We start from the raw sequence: 16,909 nt of genomic DNA, 5'->3' as shown, positions 1-16,909 counted from the left end.
TCCGAATGAACGACATGAGACCCGAACACGAGGAGCTGCCCACCCAGCGACTCGTCGCCGTGCCGGCCCCGCAGCGCCGCGTCGACGCCGACGAGCTGCTGGGCCGGGTCGCCCGGGGCGACGAGCGGGCGTTCGCCGAGCTGTACGACCTGCTGTCGCCGCGCGTGTACGGACTGATCCGCCGCGTGCTGCGGGACCCGGCCCAGTCGGAGGAGGTCGCGCAGGAGGTCATGGTCGAGGTGTGGCGCAACGCCGGCCGCTACGACGGCACCCGCGGCTCGGCGACCGCGTGGGTCTTCACGATCGCGCACCGCAGGGCCGTCGACCGGGTCCGCGCCGAGCAGGCCAGCAGCGACCGGGCGCAGCGGGTGGCCGCCAGCAGCGTCGACACCCCGTACGACGACGTGGTCGAGACTGCGACGGCCCGCATCGAGCAGCAGCAGGTCCGCCGGTGCCTCGACGGCCTCACCGACCTGCAGCGCGAGGCGATCACGCTTGCGTACTACAACGGCAACAGCTACCGCGAGGTCGCCGACCTGCTCGGCGCCGCGCTGCCGACCATCAAGACACGCATGCGTGACGGGCTGATCCGGATGCGGGACTGCCTGGGGGTGGCGTTCTGATGGCCGAGACGGTGGACATCCACGCGCTGGCCGGCGCGTACGCGCTGGACGCGGTCGACGACCTGGAGCGCGCCGCCTTCGACCGGCACCTGCGGGAGTGCGGGACGTGCGCGGTCGAGGTCGCCGAGCTGCGGGAGACGGCCTCGTGGCTGACCCACGCGGTCGCCGAGGCGCCCCCGCCGCGGCTGCGGGAGTCGGTACTGGCCGAGATCGGCCGGACGGCGCAGGAACGTCCCCGGCGGGGTGCCTCCGGCGCGGGCCGGTCCCGGCGCGCCCGGGTGCTGCGCTGGGCCGCCGGCGCGGTGGCGGCCGCGGTGCTGGCCGCCGGCGTGGGGGTGGCGACGTGGACGGTCGCGCAGCAGGACGTGCGGCGGGAGAACGCCTGGGTCGACGCGGTCCTCGCCGCTCCGGACGCCCGCCTGGTCTCCTCCGAGATGGCGGGCGGCCGGGTGACGCTGATCGTCTCGCCGTCGCGGAACGCCGCGGTGGCGGTGCTGGACGGCCTCGACAACCCCGGCGCCGGCAAGGCTTACCAGCTGTGGATGGTCGACGACTCGGCGCACAATGCCGGCGTCCTCGCTGGTGGGACGGGCCGGCAGTACATCTCCGGCCTCGCGCCGACGTTCGCGGTCACCGTGGAGCCCGCGAGCGGCTCGTCGAGCCCCTCTGACACGAAGGTCGGGCAGATCACGCTGTGAGGGCGGCCTCGATCGCGGCCTGGTCCTCGGCGGTGGGGACCCAGGATCCGGCCGCGACGTTGGCCTCGACCTGCTCCGGGCTGGTGGCACCGGCGATCACGCTGGTCACTGCCGGGCGGGCGGCCAGGCCACCGATGGCGACCGCCAGCAGGTCGACGCCCCGCTCCCGGCCGACCGCTTCCAGACGCTCGATCGTGTCCCAGGGCGCGGCGGCGAGGACCTTGTCGAAGCCGTCCCGCGCCAGGCGGGTGCCCTCGGGGGCGACCTCGCCGCGCCGGTACTTGCCGGTCAGCAGCCCGTGCGCGAGCGGGAAGAACGGCAGCAGACCCACCCCGTAGTGCTCCAGCGCCGGCACCAGGTCCTTCTCGATGCCGCGCTCCAGCAGCGAGTAGTAGTTCTGCGCGCTGACGAACGGCGCCTTCCCGGTGGTCTTCGCGGTCCACGCCGCGTCGGCCGCCTGCCACCCGGAGAAGTTCGAGTGTCCGATGTACCGGACTTTGCCCGCTTTGATAAGCGCGTCGAGGGCGTCGAGGGTCTCCTCGATCGGCGTCTCCGGGTCCGGGGCGTGCAGCTGGTACAGGTCGATGTAGTCGGTCTTCAAGCGCCACAGCGACGCCTCGACGGCCTTCGCGATGTACCGCCTGCTGCCCCGCGCACCCCAGTCGGGCCCGTTCGAGCCGCGCGCGTCCATGCCGAACTTGGTCGCGACGATGACCTCGTCCCGGCGCTTCCCCAGCGCCCTGCCCAGCGCCTCCTCCGAGGCGCCCGGGGTCGCGCCGTACACGTCGGCGGTGTCGAACAGGGTCACCCCGAGATCGATCGCGGCGTGGACCACGCCCGCCGCGCGGTCCGCGTCGATGCGGCCGCCGAAGTTGTTGCATCCGATGCCGACGACGGAGACGGTCAGGCCCGAGGAGCCGAGGCGTCGATAGCGCATGTCAGTCACTTGGTGATCCTAGGCACGAGAGGTCGCGGGGCCCTGCCATACCCGTTTGCCGCCAACGTAGTCTCGGAGGTGTGACGGAGACTCCGGTGATCAGCGACATCCTGCAGCGTGCGGCCGACGGCGGGCGGATCAGCGCGGAGGAGGCGCTGCTGCTCTACACCGACGCCCCGTTCCACCCGCTCGGTGAGGCGGCCGACACGGTGCGCCGCCGCCGATACCCGGACAACATCGTCACGTACCTCATCGACCGCAACATCAACTACACCAACGTCTGTGTCACGGCCTGCAAGTTCTGCGCCTTCTACCGGGCGCCGAAGCACGCCGAGGGCTGGACGCACGGCACCGAGGAGATCCTGCACCGCTGCCAGGAGGCGGTCGACCTCGGCGCGACCCAGGTGATGCTGCAGGGTGGTCACCACCCGGAGTACGGCGTCGAGTACTACGAGGAGCTGTTCTCCTCCGTCAAGCAGGCGTTCCCGTCGCTGGTCATCCACTCGATCGGCCCGTCCGAGGTCCTGCACATGGCCAAGGTCTCCGGCGTCTCGATCGAGGAGGCGATCCTGCGGATCAAGGCCGCCGGCCTCGCCTCCATCGCCGGCGCCGGCGCCGAGATGCTCCCCGAGCGCCCGCGCAAGGCGATCGCCCCGCTCAAGGAGTCGGGCGAGCGCTGGCTGGAGGTCATGACCCAGGCCCACCGCCTCGGCGTCTCCTCCACCGCCACGATGATGATGGGCACCGGCGAGACCAACGCCGAGCGCATCGAGCACCTGCGCATGATCCGCGACGTGCAGGACAAGGCGGTCGCCAACGGCTACACGACCGAGGCGGACCTCGACGGCACCGTCGGCGGCTTCCGGTCGTTCATCCCGTGGACGTACCAGCCGGAGAACAACCACCTGAAGGGCCGCACCCAGGCGACCAGCCTCGAATACCTGCGGCTCGTCGCGGTCTCGCGACTGTTCTTCGACAACATCGCCCACCTCCAGTCCTCGTGGCTCACCACGGGCAAGGACGTCGGGCAGGTGTCGCTGCACCTCGGCGTCGACGACCTCGGCTCGATCATGCTGGAGGAGAACGTCATCTCCTCCGCCGGCGCCCGCCACCGCTCCCGCCTCACCGAGCTGGTCCAGATGATCCGCGACGCCGACCGGATCCCCGCGCAGCGCGACACCCAGTACCGCCATCTGCGCGTCCACCTGACCCCCGCCGACGACCCCACGGACGACCGCGTGCAATCACACTTCTCCTCGATCGCCATCCCCGGCGGCGGCACCGGCCGCTCCATCCCGCTGACGCCGGTGTCGTCATGAGCCGCGCCTCGCTGGACAAGCAGCCCCACGAGGTCGCCGCCATGTTCGACGGCGTGGCCAAGCGCTACGACCTCACCAACACCGTGATCTCCGGCGGTCAGGACCGCATCTGGCGCCGCGAGACCCGCCTCGCGCTCGGCCTCAAGCCCGGCGAACGCGTCCTCGACCTCGGCGCGGGCACCGGCGTCTCGACCGAGGAGCTGGCCAAGTCCGGCGCCTTCGCCGTCGGCGTCGACCTTTCCATCGGCATGCTCCAGGCCGGCCACGTCAAGCGCCCGGCGGTCCCGCTCCTCGCCGGCGACGCCCTGGCCCTGCCCTTCGCCGACGAGACCTTCGACGCCATCACCATCTCCTTCGCCCTGCGTAACATCGTCGACACCGATGCCGCGCTCCAGGAGATGGCCCGCGTCACCAAGCCCGGCGGCCGCCTGGTCATCTGCGAGTTCAGCCACCCCACCTGGCGCCCCTTCCGCGGCGCCTACCTCGGCTACCTGGTCAAGGCCATCCCCCAGGTCGCCAAGCGCGTCTCCAGCAACCCCGACGCCTACGTCTACCTCGCCGAGTCCATCCGTGCCTGGCCCGACCAGGAAGGCCTGGCCGCCCGCGTCGCCGCCAACGGCTGGCGCAAGGTCGCCTGGCGCAACCTCACCGGCGGCGTGGTGGCCCTCCACCGCGGCTTCCGCGTCTAGCCCTGACCACCACCTCACCGCGGCCCGCCGCCGGGATGCTCACCCTGCACCCCGGCGGTTTCGCGTCGGGGGAGGGCTCACCTCGCACCGCGCGGCGGACCCGTTGCGAGACGCTCACTCCGCACCGCGCGACCGGCCGCCCACATTGCACGGCGGTCCGTCGCGAGAAGCTCCAGAAACTGGGCGGCAGGTCCGTCAGATCTGGTCCTCCTCGCCGGGCGCGACGAGTCGCCCCAGCGCGTGGTCACGAAGGCTCACCTGCGTTCACCCCGGCACCCCGGCACCCCGCACGCCGGCACCCCGGCGGGGCGCGCCGCTGCGACCACACCAACAGGGGCGCGCCAGCGGGCGACGTCCGATGGCCGGATGCCGTTGAGTGTGGCTCCGGCTGAGGCTCCGCGACCGACCCGCCCGTGATCCCGTGCGGTTCCGGGGCCAGGGCTACCGGAACCGCACGGGATCATGAAGGACGGGGCGGAGGGCGGGGCGCCGGCCAGGCTTTTCCAGTGCAGCGGGCCGAGCGCCACTGTCACCACCGCACCGGGGTCGAGCGGCGGCACCGTCACCACCGCACCGGGGTCAGGCGGTCCAGGTGCTGGCGCAGCTCGGCCACCAGGTCGGACGGGCGGGTGGTCAGGTCGGTCCAGGAGTAGCTGACGACCGTCCAGCCGGCGGCGGCCAGCCGGGTGTGCCGCTCCCGCAGCGGCGCCGGCTCCAACTCGTCGATGCCCAGCTCGATGACCAGCTTCGCCTCGGGGAAGACCAGGTCGCCCAGGCCGATCAGGCCCCACCGGTCGCTGATCGGCTCGTGCGGCGACCAGCCCCAGATCCCGGCCCGCTGCAGCAGCTTCCCCGCCAGCTTCTGCGCGGCCGTGCGGTTGCCCAGGGCGACCATCCGCACCAGCCGGACCAGCCGCGGCGTCCCGTGTCGGCCGGTGGCGTCGCGGATGCGGGTCGCCAGGTCGGGCATCGTCGTCCAGCACTCCTGCAGGGCGGTCGCCAGCAGGGCCGAGGCGGCGCCGTCGGGCAGCAGGCGGGCACAGTCGAAGACGGTGCGTGACGGCGTCGTGACCTGTTGCTGATCGACGGTGCAGATGTCCGTCGCGGGCAGGTCCACCGGCACGACGTGGACGTGCCTGAGCCGGGGGCGGCGGCCGGGAAATGCGACGAACGTCTCTGTGCTCGGCACCTCCCACCCATGCCAGCGGGCGGCGGAAGGGCCGGCGAGCACGGCGCCGGGAAGGGCGAGCTGCGCGGCGACGTCGCGCAGCCTGGGGGTGACCGGCAGGCCGCGGTCGGCGAAGACGTCCCGGACGACCGGGGACCAGTCGCCGGCCTGCACCTTGGTCCTGATCCGCAGCGTGCTGAAACCGCAGCTCAGAGCCTGTGCGCGAGTGAAGAGGCCGCGTTGGTCAGCGGCAAGTGCGTCGAGCCGGTCACGGTCCGGCTGCCCGGGGTTCATGATGACCGAGGATCGTCATGCGCCCACCCGAAGTCGACGCACAACAATTTTCTGTGGATAACCCAGCGCCATGATCACCGTCTCCGAGACGCTGGATCAGACCGACCGCTGCCTTGTCGTCCTATTTGCCGATCTAGGTGACCGCCGGGGTGAAAACTTAGGGTCGCCTAACCGACAGCGGACCTCGTCACGGTTCTAGACTCGCACCAGAGTGACTTTGTGAAGACTTTCACGAGCCGGAAACGACCGGGAGCGACCCCCGGGAGCTGCCGGTCAGCGAGACGAAGGGCAGGGAGGTGGCGGCTGTGACCGACACGCGGCAAGACGCAGATGTCATCGTCGTCGGCGCCGGGCCCGGCGGTTCGTCCGCCGCGTTCCACCTCGCCCGGCACGGGCTGCGGGTGCTGCTGCTGGAGAAGACCGAGTTCCCCCGGGAGAAGGTCTGCGGCGACGGCCTGACCCCGCGCGCGGTCAAGCAGCTCATCAAGATGGGCATCGACACCACCGAGGAGAAGGGCTGGCTGCACAACCGCGGCCTGCGCGTCATCGGTGGCGGCATCCGGCTCGAGCTTGACTGGCCCGACCTCGCGAGCTTCCCGGACTACGGGCTGACCCGCACCCGCATGGACTTCGACCAGATGCTGGCCACGGCCGCGACCGACGCCGGCGCGATCCTGCGCACCGGCACGCCGGTGACGGGGCCGATCCTCGACCGCACCGGCCGGGTGGTCGGCGTGACCGCGACCGGCCCCGGCAAGGAGCCGCTGGAGTTCCGGGCGCCGCTGGTCATCGCGGCCGACGGGGTCTCCGGCCGGTTCGCGCTCGCGCTCGGCATCGCCAAGCGGGAGGACCGGCCGATGGGTGTGGCCGTCCGGCAATACTTCCGCAGCGAGTTCCGGCACGACGACGACTACCTGGAGTCGTGGCTGGAGCTGCGCAGCCGCGAGTCCGGCGACAAGCTGCTGCCCGGCTATGGCTGGATCTTCGGCCTCGGCGACGGCCGGGTCAACGTCGGCCTGGGCGTGCTCAACAGCAGCGTGGCCTACGGCAAGACCAACTACAAGACGCTGCTCTCCGACTGGGTCGACAACACGCCGGCCGAGTGGGGCCTGTCCGACCCGGCCAACGCCGAGGGCAAGCCGCAGGGCGCCGCGCTGCCGATGGGCTTCAACCGGGTGCCGCACTACACCCGGGGCGTCCTGCTGGTGGGCGACACGGGCGGCATGGTCAACCCGTTCAACGGTGAGGGCATCGCATATGCGATGGAGTCGGGTGAGCTGGCGGCGGAGATCGCCATCCAGGCCCTGGCCCGCCCGCAGGGCACCGCGCGCGAGCGGGTGCTGGCCAACTACCCGACCGAGCTCAAGGCGCGGTATGGCGGCTATTACCGGCTCGGCAACATCTTCGTGAAGCTGATCGGCAATCCGCAGGTGATGCGGATGGCCACCAAGCACGGCATGCCTCACCCGATGCTCATGCGGTTCGTCCTGAAGCTCCTCGCCAACCTCACCGACCCGCGGGGTGGCGACGCCATGGACCGTGTGATCAACGCGATGACCCGGATCGCGCCGGCAGCTTAGCCAGCAGGCAGACATACGACGGCACATCCCGAAAACCGCAACTGAACAGCCAAAGCACAGCTAAAAGCACAGCCCCGGACGGAGCGGTCCGGACCTCACCGAATAGTGTTAAACCGCATACAGCTTGAGTGGTCCCCAGGGGCGGCAGCCCCGCCGGGCTCGCCGAAAGGACGGAGCAGCACAGTGTCGCTCGCGCCGTACGTACCTATCCTCGGACTCTTCGCCCTTGCCGCAGCCTTCGCGCTGTTCTCGGTGGCGGCGGCCCCGTTCGTCGGGCCGCGCCGCTTCAACAAGGCGAAGCTCGACGCCTACGAGTGCGGCATCGAGCCCACTCCGCAGCCCGTCGGCGGTGGCCGCTTCCCGGTCAAGTTCTACCTGACCGCGATGCTCTTCATCGTCTTCGACATCGAGATCATCTTCCTGTACCCGTGGGCCATGAACTTCGGCATGCTCGGGGTGTTCGGGTTCGTGGAGATGGTCCTGTTCATCGTCACGGTGTTCGTCGCGTTCGCCTACGTGTGGCGGCGCGGCGGGCTGGATTGGGACTGAGCCATGGGCATCGAGGAAAAGGTACCGACCGGCGTTCTGCTGACGACCGTCGAGAAGCTGGTCAACTGGTCGCGCAAGGCCAGCTTCTGGCCCGCCACGTTCGGCTTGGCCTGCTGCGCCATCGAGATGATGGCGACCGGCGCGGCCCGCTACGACCTGGCGCGCTTCGGCATGGAGGTCTTCCGGGCCAGCCCCCGCCAGGCCGACCTGATGATCGTGGCCGGCCGGGTGAGCCAGAAGATGGCCCCGGTCCTGCGCCAGATCTACGACCAGATGCCGGAGCCCCGCTGGGTGCTCTCGATGGGCGTCTGCGCGTCCAGCGGCGGCATGTTCAACAACTACGCGATCGTGCAGGGCGTCGATCACATCGTGCCCGTCGACATGTACCTACCGGGCTGCCCGCCGCGGCCCGAGATGCTGATCGACGCGATCCTGCGGCTGCACGACAAGGTGATGGCCGAGCCGCTCGGTGACCGTCGCCGCCGCATGATCGAGGCGCGGGTCGAGCGCGACGGCGCGCCGATCGTGGCGCCGGGCGCGATGCCGTCGAGCTACCGGTTCGACAAGGCCAAGCGCGCCGAGTGGACCAAGGCCGTCGCTCAGGGCCGCGAGGAGCAGCTGCGCATCCAGAAGTGGATGGAAGAGCGGGCGAACCTGTCCGGAGGAGCGAAGTGACTGAGGTAGAACCGGTCGGCGCCGAGCTCGGCGCCCCGGCGCAGTTCCCCCCGTCCAGCACCGCCGGCCGCGGCATGTTCGGCGTGCACGGCACGGGCGACACCTCCGGCTTCGGCGGTCTGCGCCGGCGCCGCGAGGTCGAGCTGGACTCGCCGCGGCCGTTCGGCGGGGACTTCGACGAGGTCGTCGACGCGCTCGAGGAGGCCTACCCGGGCTTCAACGACGCGATCGAGCGGATCGTCGTCGACCGCGGCGAGCTGACGCTGCACATCGTGCCCGATCGCATCGCCGAGGTCGCCCAGATCATGCGCGACGACCCGGCCCTGCGCTTCGAGCTGCTGTCATCGGTGTCAGGCGTCGACTACCTGGGCACCGACGGCCGGCGGCTGCACGCCGTCTACCACCTGACCTCGATGACGTTCCGCCGCCGGGTCCGGCTGGAGGCCGCGGTCACGACCGAGGACCCCCACCTGCCGAGCGTCACCCAGGTGTACCCGACCGCCGACTGGCAGGAGCGGGAGACCTACGACATGTTCGGCATCGTCTTCGACGGCCACCCCAACCTGACCCGCATCCTCATGCCCGACGACTGGGAGGGCTTCCCGCAGCGGAAGGACTACCCGCTCGGCGGCGTGCCGGTCGAGTACAAGGGCGCCGAGATCCCACCGCCGGACCAGCGGAGGAGTTACCAGTGACCACCGATTACGCAAGCGCCCGGGAGACCACGGAAGGCCGGGTCTTCACCGTCACCGGCGGCGACTGGGACTCGGTCGTCAACGAGGCGGGCGCCGAGGAGCGCATCGTCGTCAACATGGGCCCGCAGCACCCGTCGACCCACGGCGTGCTCCGGCTGGTCCTGGAGCTGGAGGGCGAGACGGTCACGGAGGCCCGGACCGTCATCGGCTACCTGCACACCGGCATCGAGAAGAACCTCGAGTTCCGCAACTGGACGCAGGGCACCACGTTCGTCACCCGCATGGACTACCTGGCGCCGATCTTCAACGAGACCGGCTACTGCATGGCGGTCGAGAAGCTCCTCGGTATCGAGGACCAGATCACGCCCCGCGCCAAGACCATCCGCGTGCTGATGATGGAGCTCAACCGGGTCGCCTCCCACCTCGTGTGGCTGGCGACGACCGGCATGGAGCTCGGCGCGCTGTCGATGATGATCTACGGGTTCCGCGAGCGGGAGTACATCCTCGACATCTTCGAGATGATCTCCGGCCTGCGGATGAACATGGCCTACGTGCGGCCCGGCGGCGTCGCGCAGGACGTCCCCGAGGAGGCCCTCGTCAAGATCCGCGAGTTCCTCGGCTGGATGCCCGAACGCATCGACATGTACGAGGACCTGCTGTCGGGCAACACGATCTGGAAAGAGCGCACGCAGGGCGTCGCCGTGCTGGACGCGACCGGCTGCCTGGCGCTGGGCATCACCGGCCCGGTGCTGCGCTCCGCGGGCCTCGGCTGGGACATCCGCAAGCAGCAGCCCTACGCGGGCTACGAGACCTACGACTTCGAGGTCCCGACCGAGTCGACCGGCGACGCGTGGGGCCGTTACAAGGTCCGGCTCAACGAGATGCGCCAGTCGGTGCGGATCGTCCAGCAGGCCATGGACCGGCTCGAGCCCGGCCCGATCATGATCGGCGACAAGAAGATCGCGTGGCCGGCGCAGCTGGCGATCGGCGGCGACGGTCTCGGCAACTCCCTCGACCACGTCGCGAAGATCATGGGCCAGTCGATGGAGGCCCTGATCCACCACTTCAAGCTGGTCACCGAGGGCTTCCGGGTGCCGGCCGGCCAGGTGTACGTGCCGATCGAGGCGCCCCGCGGCGAGCTCGGCGTGCACGCGGTCTCCGACGGCGGCACCCGCCCTTACCGGGTGCACTACCGGGAGCCCAGCTTCGTCAACCTGCAGGCGATTCCGGCGATGGCCGAGGGCGGGCTGCTCGCCGACGTCATCGTGGGCGGCGCCTCGCTCGACCCCGTCATGGGTGGGTGTGATCGTTAATGGCGTTCAGTGAGGTCACGCGCGAGCGTGCACGGCAGATCATCGCGCGGTACCCCGAGGGCCGGTCGCGCTCGGCGCTGCTGCCGCTGCTGCACCTGGTGCAGTCGGAGCAGGGATACGTCTCGCCGGAGGGCATCGCCTTCTGCGCCGAGATCCTGGGCATCACCAAGGCACAGGTCGGCGCGGTCGCGACGTTCTACACCATGTACAAGCGCAAGCCGACCGGCGACTACCTGGTCAGCGTCTGCACCAACACCATGTGCGGCGTCCTCGGCGGCGACAAGGCGTACGAGGCGCTGCGCGACTACCTGGGCGTCGACCACGACGAGACGACCGCTGACGGCAAGATCACGCTCGAGCACGCCGAGTGCCTGGCCGCCTGCGACTATGCGCCGGTGATGACGGTCAACTACGAGTTCTTCGACCAGATCACCGAGGACAGCGCGCTCACCCTGGTCAAGCAGCTGCAGAACGGCGAGCGCCCGCAGCCGACCCGCGGCACGCGCCTGTGCACGCTCAAGGAGATGGCGGTCCAGCTGGCCGGCTTCGCCGACGACCGGGGCGACGACGTCATCGCCGACGGCCCCGCGGGCGAGCCGACCCTCGCCGGCAACCGGCTCGCGGAGCGCTTCGGCATCGCGGTCCCCGGCTTCGACCCCGAAACGCCGATCTCCAAGAAAGAGGAGGCGAAGCCGTGACGCTGGACTACCAGCCCTCCCAGGAGTCGCTGTCGAAGCTGACGCCGGTGCTGACCAAGCGCTGGCTCTCGCCCGACGCGTGGAAGATCGACGTGTACGAGCGGCTCGACGGCTACACCGCGCTGCGCAAGGCGTTCAAGGCCCACCCTGACGAGCTGATCCAGCTGGTCAAGGACTCGGGCCTGCGCGGCCGCGGCGGCGCCGGCTTCCCCACCGGCATGAAGTGGGGCTTCATCCCGCAGAACGACGGCAAGCCGCACTACCTCGTGGTCAACGCCGACGAGGGCGAGCCGGGCACCTGCAAGGACCTGCCGCTGATGATGGCCGACCCGCACGCGCTGGTCGAGGGCGTCATCATCGCCTCCTACGCCATCCGGGCCAACTTCGCCGCGATCTACATCCGCGGCGAGGCCGTCCACTCCGCCCGCCGCCTGCGTGCCGCGGTCGAGCAGGCGTACGCCAAGGGGTACCTCGGCAAGAACATCCTCGGCAGCGGCTTCGACCTCGACCTGGTCGTCCACAGCGGCGCCGGCGCGTACATCTGCGGCGAGGAGACAGCGCTGCTGGACTCGCTGGAGGGGTACCGCGGCCAGCCCCGGCTGCGGCCGCCGTTCCCCGCGACGCACGGGCTCTACGCGTCGCCGACGGTCGTCAACAACGTCGAGACGATCGCCAGCGTCCCGTACATCGTCCTCGGCGGCTCGGCCTGGTTCCGCAGCATGGGCACCGAGAAGTCGCCCGGCCCGAAGATCTACTCGATCTCGGGACGGGTCAACAACCCCGGCCAGTTCGAGTGCGGTCTCGGCGTCACGCTGCGGCAGCTCATCGACCTGGCCGGCGGCATGCAGGCCGGCCACGAGCTGAAGTTCTGGACGCCGGGCGGCTCTTCGACGCCGATGCTCACCGACGAGCACCTCGACGTGCCGATGGACTTCGAAGGCATGGCGGGCGTCGGCACGATGCTCGGCACCACCGCCGTCCAGGTGTTCTCCGACCAGGACGACATCGTCTACGCGACGTACCGGTGGATCGCCTTCTACCACCACGAGTCCTGCGGCAAGTGCACGCCGTGCCGCGAGGGCAACTACTGGATGGTGCGGATCCTGCACCGCATCCTCGCCGGCCAGGGCACCCACCAGGACCTCGACACCCTGCTGGACGCCTGCGACAACCTCCTCGGGCGCTCCTTCTGCGCGCTCGGTGACGGTGCCACCAGCCCGGTGACGTCCTCGATCAAGTACTTCAAGCAGGACTACCTGGACTACATCGAAGGCCGCAAGGCCCCGATGTTCAAGGGCGAACTGGTAGGAGCCCACTGATGACGGACGTCGTTCCGAAGGTCGAGACGGTCAAGCTGACCATCGACGGCATCGAGGTCGAGGCACCCAAGGGCGCCCTCGTCATCCGGGCCGCCGAGCAGATCGGCATCTCCATCCCCCGCTTCTGCGACCACCCGCTGCTGGCTCCCGCCGGCGCTTGCCGCCAGTGCCTGGTCGACGTGGAGGGCCAGCGCAAGCCGGTGGCCTCGTGCACGCAGCCGGTCGCCGAGGGCATGGTGGTCCGCACCCAGATGACCTCCGACGTGGCCAAGAAGGCCCAAGAGGGCATCATGGAGTTCCTCCTGATCAACCACCCGCTGGACTGCCCGGTCTGCGACAAGGGCGGCGAGTGCCCCCTGCAGAACCAGGCGATGAGCAACGGCCAGGCCGAGAGCCGGTTCGTCGAGCACAAGCGGGAGTACCCGAAGCCGCTGCCGATCAGCACCCAGGTGCTGCTCGACCGCGAGCGGTGCGTGCTGTGCCAGCGCTGCACCCGGTTCTCCGACGAGATCGCCGGCGACAAGTTCATCGACCTCATGGAGCGCTCGTCCAACGAGCAGATCGGCGTCTTCCGGGGCAACCCCGAGTCGCCCGAGGACGACGCGCCGTTCAACTCGTACTTCTCCGGCAACACGATCCAGATCTGCCCCGTCGGCGCGCTCACCAGCGCGCAGTACCGCTTCCGGGCCCGGCCGTTCGACCTGGTCTCCACGCCGAACGCGTGCGAGCACTGCGCGGCCGGCTGTGACCAGCGGGCCGACCACCGCCGCGGCAAGGTCATGCGCCGCCTGGCGGGCGACGACCCGGCGGTCAACGAGGAGTGGAACTGCGACAAGGGCCGCTTCGCGTTCCAGTACACCAACGCCACCGACCGGCTGACCAAGCCGCTGGTGCGCGACGCGAAGACCGGTGAGCTGCGCGAGGCGAGCTGGCCCGAGGCCCTCACCGTCGCGGCCGCCGGGCTCGCCGCGGCGAAGGACAACGGCGGCGTCGGCGTCCTGACCGGCGGCCGGCTGACGGTCGAGGACGCGTTCGCGTACTCGAAGTTCGCCCGGGTCGCCCTCGGCACCAACGACATCGACTTCCGGGCCCGCCCGCTGTCCACGGAGGAGACCGAGTTCCTCGGCTCGTCGGTGGCCGGCCAGGTCGAGGTCACGTACGCCGACATCGAGCGCGCCGGCGCGGTCGTCTTCGTCGGGCTGGAGCCCGAGGAAGAGTGCCCGATCATCTACCTGCGGGCCCGTAAGACCTACCTGAAGCGGGGGCTGGCCAGCTACGCGGTCGCCCCGTTCGTCAGCCGCGGGTTCGAGAAGCTCGGCGCGACCGTCCTGCTCACCGCGCCGGGCGCCGAGGCGGAGGTGCTCGGCGGGTCCGAGCAGCTGCGCGAGGCGCTGTCGGCCGAGGGCGCGATCCTGTTCGTCGGCGAGCGGCTGGCGAGCGTCGAGGGCGGCCTGTCCGCCGCGGCGCGGATCGCCACGGAGACCGGCGCCAAGCTCGCCTGGGTGCCACGGCGCGCGGGTGACCGCGGCGCGGTCGAGGCCGGCGCGCTGCCGACCCTCCTGCCGGGTGGCCGTCCGGTGTACGACCCGGCCGCGCGCAGCGAGGTCGCCGTCGCGTGGCAGCTCGACGCGGGCGTCCTGCCCAGCGCGTCGGGACGGGACACCGACGCGATCATCGCCGCCGCGAAGGCCGGCCAGCTCGGCGGGCTGCTCGTCGGCGGCGTCGACACGGGCGACCTGGCCGACCCGCGGGCGGCCGAGGAGGCGCTCGACGCGGTCGGGTTCGTGGTCAGCCTGGAGCTGCGGCTCAGCGCCGTCGCCAAGCGCGCCGACGTGGTCCTGCCGATCGCCCCGGCGGTCGAGAAGAGCGGCTCCTACGTCAACTGGGAAGGCCGGGTCCGGCCGTTCATCACGGTGCTGAAGACGGCCGCGATGAGCGACGCCCGCGTGCTGGACGCGCTCGGCCGTGAGCTGGGCATCGAGCTGGGTGTCGGCGACGTCGACGCGGCGCGGGCGCAGCTCGCCACGCTCGCGGAGCTGCCGCTGCCGGGCACCGCCACGGCCGGTGCCGCGCTGCGCGCCAGCGTCCGGGCCGAGGTGCCGACGGTGGCCGCGGGTGTGGCCGCCACGCCGGCCGGCGGCCAGGCGATCCTGGCGTCCTGGCACCACCTGATCGACAGCGGCTCGCTGCAGGACGGCGACGGCCACCTGGCCGGCACCGCCCGCACGCCGGTCGCGCGGATCTCCAAGAGCACCGCCGCCGACCTCGGGGTCGCCGACGGTGACCCGGTGACGGTCGGCACGGCACGGGGCGCGATCACCCTGCCGGCGCTGGTCACCGACATGGCCGATCGCGTCGTCTGGGTCCCGACGAACTCGCCCGGCTCGACCCTGCGGCGCACGCTCGGCGTGGCCGAAGGCGCGCTGGTCGAGATCAGCACTGGGGGTACCAACTCATGATCCTCGCCGCGAACCTCGACCAGTTCGGCAAAGACCCCTGGTGGCTGGTGCTCGCCAAGGTCGTCGTGATCTTCGCGTTCCTGGTCGTCATGACGCTCTTCGCCATCTGGTACGAGCGCAAGGTCGTCGCCCGGATGCAGGTCCGCCCGGGGCCGAACCGCAACGGCCCGTTCGGCCTCCTGCAGTCGCTCGCCGACGGCCTGAAGCTGGCGTTCAAGGAAGACATCATGCCGCGGCTCGCGGACAAGGTGGTCTTCTTCTTCGCGCCGGTGATCTCCACGATCTGCGCGTTCACCGCGTTCTCGGTGATCCCGTTCGGCCCGACGGTGTCGATCTTCGGCCACCACAGCCCGCTGCAGCTCACCGACATCCCGGTGGCCGTCCTGCTGGTGCTGGCGTGCTCGTCGATGGGCATCTACGGCGTCGTGCTCGGCGGCTGGGCCTCCGGCTCGACCTACCCGCTGCTCGGCGGCCTGCGCTCCAGCGCCCAGATGATCTCGTACGAGGTCGCGATGGGCCTGTCGATCGTCTCGGTCTTCCTGGTCTCCGGCACGATGTCGACCTCGCAGATCGTGGAGAGGCAGGCCGGCAACGGCACCGTCGACATCGGCGGCTGGAGCGCTGACCTGCCCGCCTGGTACGGCATCCTGCTGCTGCCCAGCTTCCTCATCTACTTCACCTCCGCGGTCGGTGAGACGAACCGGGCGCCGTTCGACCTCCCCGAGGCCGAGTCGGAGCTCGTCGGCGGCTTCCACACCGAGTACTCGTCGCTGAAGTTCGCGCTGTTCTTCCTCGCCGAGTACGTCAACATGGTCACCGTCTCCGGCCTGTGCACGACGCTGTTCCTCGGCGGCTGGCGGGCACCGTGGCCGATCTCGCTGTGGGACGGCGCCAACCAGGGCTGGTGGCCGGTCCTCTGGTTCACCATCAAGGTCCTGCTGCTGCTGTTCGTGTTCGTCTGGCTGCGCGGCACGCTGCCCCGCCTGCGGTACGACCAGTTCATGCGGTTCGGCTGGAAGGTCCTCATCCCGGCCAACCTGATCTGGATCCTGACCCTCGCCGGCATCCTGCTGACGATCAACACCGACAGCCTCAGCTCGATGAGCAAGTTCGGCGTCTCCGTCGCGATCATCGTCGCGGCCCTGGCGCTCGGCCTGGTGGCGGTCGTCCTGTCGCGGCGCGGCGCCACGGTCGTCGAGATCCCGGAGGCACACCCGGGCGGCCGGGTCGGTGGCAGCAAGGGCTTCCCCTTGCCGCCGCTCAACCTTGAGGTCCCGCCCAGCCCGCGGGCCAAGCGCGTGATCGTCGAGCGGGAGCCCGTCTCGACCGGCAAGGAGTCAGCATGAGCATCGGTGGAACCCTCAAGGGGTTCGGGGTCACCTTCTCGCACATGTTCAAGAAGGTGGTGACCGAGGAGTACCCGGAGCAGCGCAAGCCTCCGGCCCCGCGGTACCACGGCCGGCACATCCTCAACCGGTGGCCGGACGGCCTGGAGAAGTGCATCGGCTGTGAGCTGTGCGCGTGGGCGTGCCCCGCGGACGCGATCTTCGTCGAGGGCGCCGACAACACCGAGGACGAGCGCTTCTCGCCCGGTGAGCGGTACGCCCAGACGTACCAGATCAACTACGCCCGCTGCATCTTCTGCGGACTGTGCATCGAGGCCTGCCCGACCCGCTCGCTGACCATGAGCAACGAGTACGAGCTGGCCCGCGACAACCGGCGCGACCTCATCTTCACCAAGGAGATGCTGCTCGCGCCGCTGCTGCCGGGCATGGAGCGCCCGCCGCACGACATGCGTCTCGGCGACACCGAGAAGGACTACTACGTCGGCGCGCTCGAGAACCCCGGCACGTCCGCGGGCGCCGAGCACTACAAGGGGGGCCAGGCGTGAAC

Annotated in this window: 15 protein-coding genes and 1 pseudogene; 14 read left to right on the top strand and 2 right to left on the bottom strand. The window is 70.5% G+C overall.

Annotated elements, in window-relative coordinates; genetic code table 11:
- Positions 1-14: 14 nt before the first annotated feature.
- Both ABZ321_RS05135 and ABZ321_RS05130 read left to right on the top strand, forming a co-directional pair.
- Positions 15-623 (top strand): sigma-70 family RNA polymerase sigma factor, encoded by a 609-nt coding sequence (locus ABZ321_RS05135; protein ID WP_354889472.1) that lies wholly within the window; start codon positions 15-17, stop codon positions 621-623.
- Complete coding sequence (locus tag ABZ321_RS05130; protein WP_344509006.1) at positions 623-1,321, top strand: anti-sigma factor; 699 nt, start codon at positions 623-625, stop codon at positions 1,319-1,321. Before ABZ321_RS05135 ends, ABZ321_RS05130 begins: the two co-directional genes overlap by 1 nt.
- On the opposite strand, the gene ABZ321_RS05125 is transcribed toward ABZ321_RS05130, so the two are convergent.
- Entirely contained in the window at positions 1,311-2,258 is a 948-nt protein-coding gene (locus tag ABZ321_RS05125; protein WP_344509369.1) for an aldo/keto reductase, read from the bottom strand. The two genes, ABZ321_RS05130 and ABZ321_RS05125, sit on opposite strands and share 11 nt — an antisense overlap.
- A gap of 80 nt (positions 2,259-2,338) precedes the next feature.
- On the opposite strand from ABZ321_RS05125, the gene mqnC reads away from it, so the two are divergent.
- The gene (gene mqnC, locus ABZ321_RS05120; protein WP_344509007.1) at positions 2,339-3,577 is read left to right on the top strand and encodes a cyclic dehypoxanthinyl futalosine synthase; all 1,239 of its coding nucleotides are present in this window, start codon (positions 2,339-2,341) and stop codon (positions 3,575-3,577) included.
- Positions 3,574-4,266 carry a demethylmenaquinone methyltransferase gene (locus ABZ321_RS05115; protein ID WP_344509009.1) on the top strand — a complete coding sequence of 231 codons (693 nt, stop codon included), beginning with the start codon at positions 3,574-3,576 and terminating at the stop codon, positions 4,264-4,266. The genes mqnC and ABZ321_RS05115 overlap by 4 nt, the downstream gene beginning before the upstream one ends.
- Before the next feature lie 562 nt (positions 4,267-4,828).
- Here ABZ321_RS05115 and ABZ321_RS05110 read toward each other — a convergent pair.
- Positions 4,829-5,728, bottom strand: a complete 900-nt coding sequence (locus ABZ321_RS05110) for a hypothetical protein (protein WP_344509012.1) — start codon at positions 5,726-5,728, stop codon at positions 4,829-4,831.
- Positions 5,729-6,033: 305 nt separating this feature from the next.
- Between ABZ321_RS05110 and ABZ321_RS05105 the strand changes: the two genes are divergently transcribed.
- The 10 genes and pseudogenes from ABZ321_RS05105 (at position 6,034) to nuoI (ending at position 16,907) form a co-directional block, all read left to right on the top strand.
- Positions 6,034-7,308 (top strand): geranylgeranyl reductase family protein, encoded by a 1,275-nt coding sequence (locus ABZ321_RS05105; RefSeq protein WP_344509013.1) that lies wholly within the window; start codon positions 6,034-6,036, stop codon positions 7,306-7,308.
- Positions 7,309-7,491: 183 nt separating this feature from the next.
- Entirely contained in the window at positions 7,492-7,857 is a 366-nt protein-coding gene (locus ABZ321_RS05100; RefSeq protein WP_344509015.1) for an NADH-quinone oxidoreductase subunit A, read from the top strand.
- Between the two features lie 3 nt (positions 7,858-7,860).
- On the top strand, positions 7,861-8,532 hold the full coding sequence (locus ABZ321_RS05095; RefSeq protein WP_033363264.1) for an NADH-quinone oxidoreductase subunit B: 672 nt from the start codon (positions 7,861-7,863) through the stop codon (positions 8,530-8,532).
- Positions 8,529-9,227 (top strand): NADH-quinone oxidoreductase subunit C, encoded by a 699-nt coding sequence (locus ABZ321_RS05090; protein WP_344509017.1) that lies wholly within the window; start codon positions 8,529-8,531, stop codon positions 9,225-9,227. Before ABZ321_RS05095 ends, ABZ321_RS05090 begins: the two co-directional genes overlap by 4 nt.
- On the top strand, positions 9,224-10,540 hold the full coding sequence (locus tag ABZ321_RS05085) for an NADH-quinone oxidoreductase subunit D (RefSeq protein ID WP_354889467.1): 1,317 nt from the start codon (positions 9,224-9,226) through the stop codon (positions 10,538-10,540). The genes ABZ321_RS05090 and ABZ321_RS05085 overlap by 4 nt, the downstream gene beginning before the upstream one ends.
- Positions 10,540-11,229, top strand: a pseudogene (nuoE, locus tag ABZ321_RS05080) (NADH-quinone oxidoreductase subunit NuoE); the annotation flags it as partial. The gene ABZ321_RS05085 and the pseudogene nuoE, both read left to right, overlap by 1 nt.
- Positions 11,230-11,240: 11 nt before the next feature.
- On the top strand, positions 11,241-12,557 hold the full coding sequence (gene nuoF, locus ABZ321_RS05075) for an NADH-quinone oxidoreductase subunit NuoF (RefSeq protein WP_344509370.1): 1,317 nt from the start codon (positions 11,241-11,243) through the stop codon (positions 12,555-12,557).
- Positions 12,557-15,016: an NADH-quinone oxidoreductase subunit G gene (locus ABZ321_RS05070; protein WP_354889465.1), complete on the top strand. Its 2,460-nt coding sequence runs from the start codon at positions 12,557-12,559 to the stop codon at positions 15,014-15,016. The genes nuoF and ABZ321_RS05070 overlap by 1 nt, the downstream gene beginning before the upstream one ends.
- Positions 15,013-16,362, top strand: a complete 1,350-nt coding sequence (nuoH, locus tag ABZ321_RS05065) for an NADH-quinone oxidoreductase subunit NuoH (RefSeq protein ID WP_354889463.1) — start codon at positions 15,013-15,015, stop codon at positions 16,360-16,362. Before ABZ321_RS05070 ends, nuoH begins: the two co-directional genes overlap by 4 nt.
- Positions 16,359-16,907: an NADH-quinone oxidoreductase subunit NuoI gene (nuoI, locus tag ABZ321_RS05060; RefSeq protein WP_344509025.1), complete on the top strand. Its 549-nt coding sequence runs from the start codon at positions 16,359-16,361 to the stop codon at positions 16,905-16,907. The genes nuoH and nuoI overlap by 4 nt, the downstream gene beginning before the upstream one ends.
- Positions 16,908-16,909: the final 2 nt, after the last annotated feature.

This window comes from Dactylosporangium sp. NPDC006015 (assembly GCF_040614215.1).
Taxonomy (GTDB): Bacteria; Actinomycetota; Actinomycetes; order Mycobacteriales; family Micromonosporaceae; genus Dactylosporangium; species Dactylosporangium maewongense.
The sequence above is the reverse complement of the archived record's forward strand: the minus strand, read 5'-3'. Positions and strand labels throughout refer to the sequence as shown.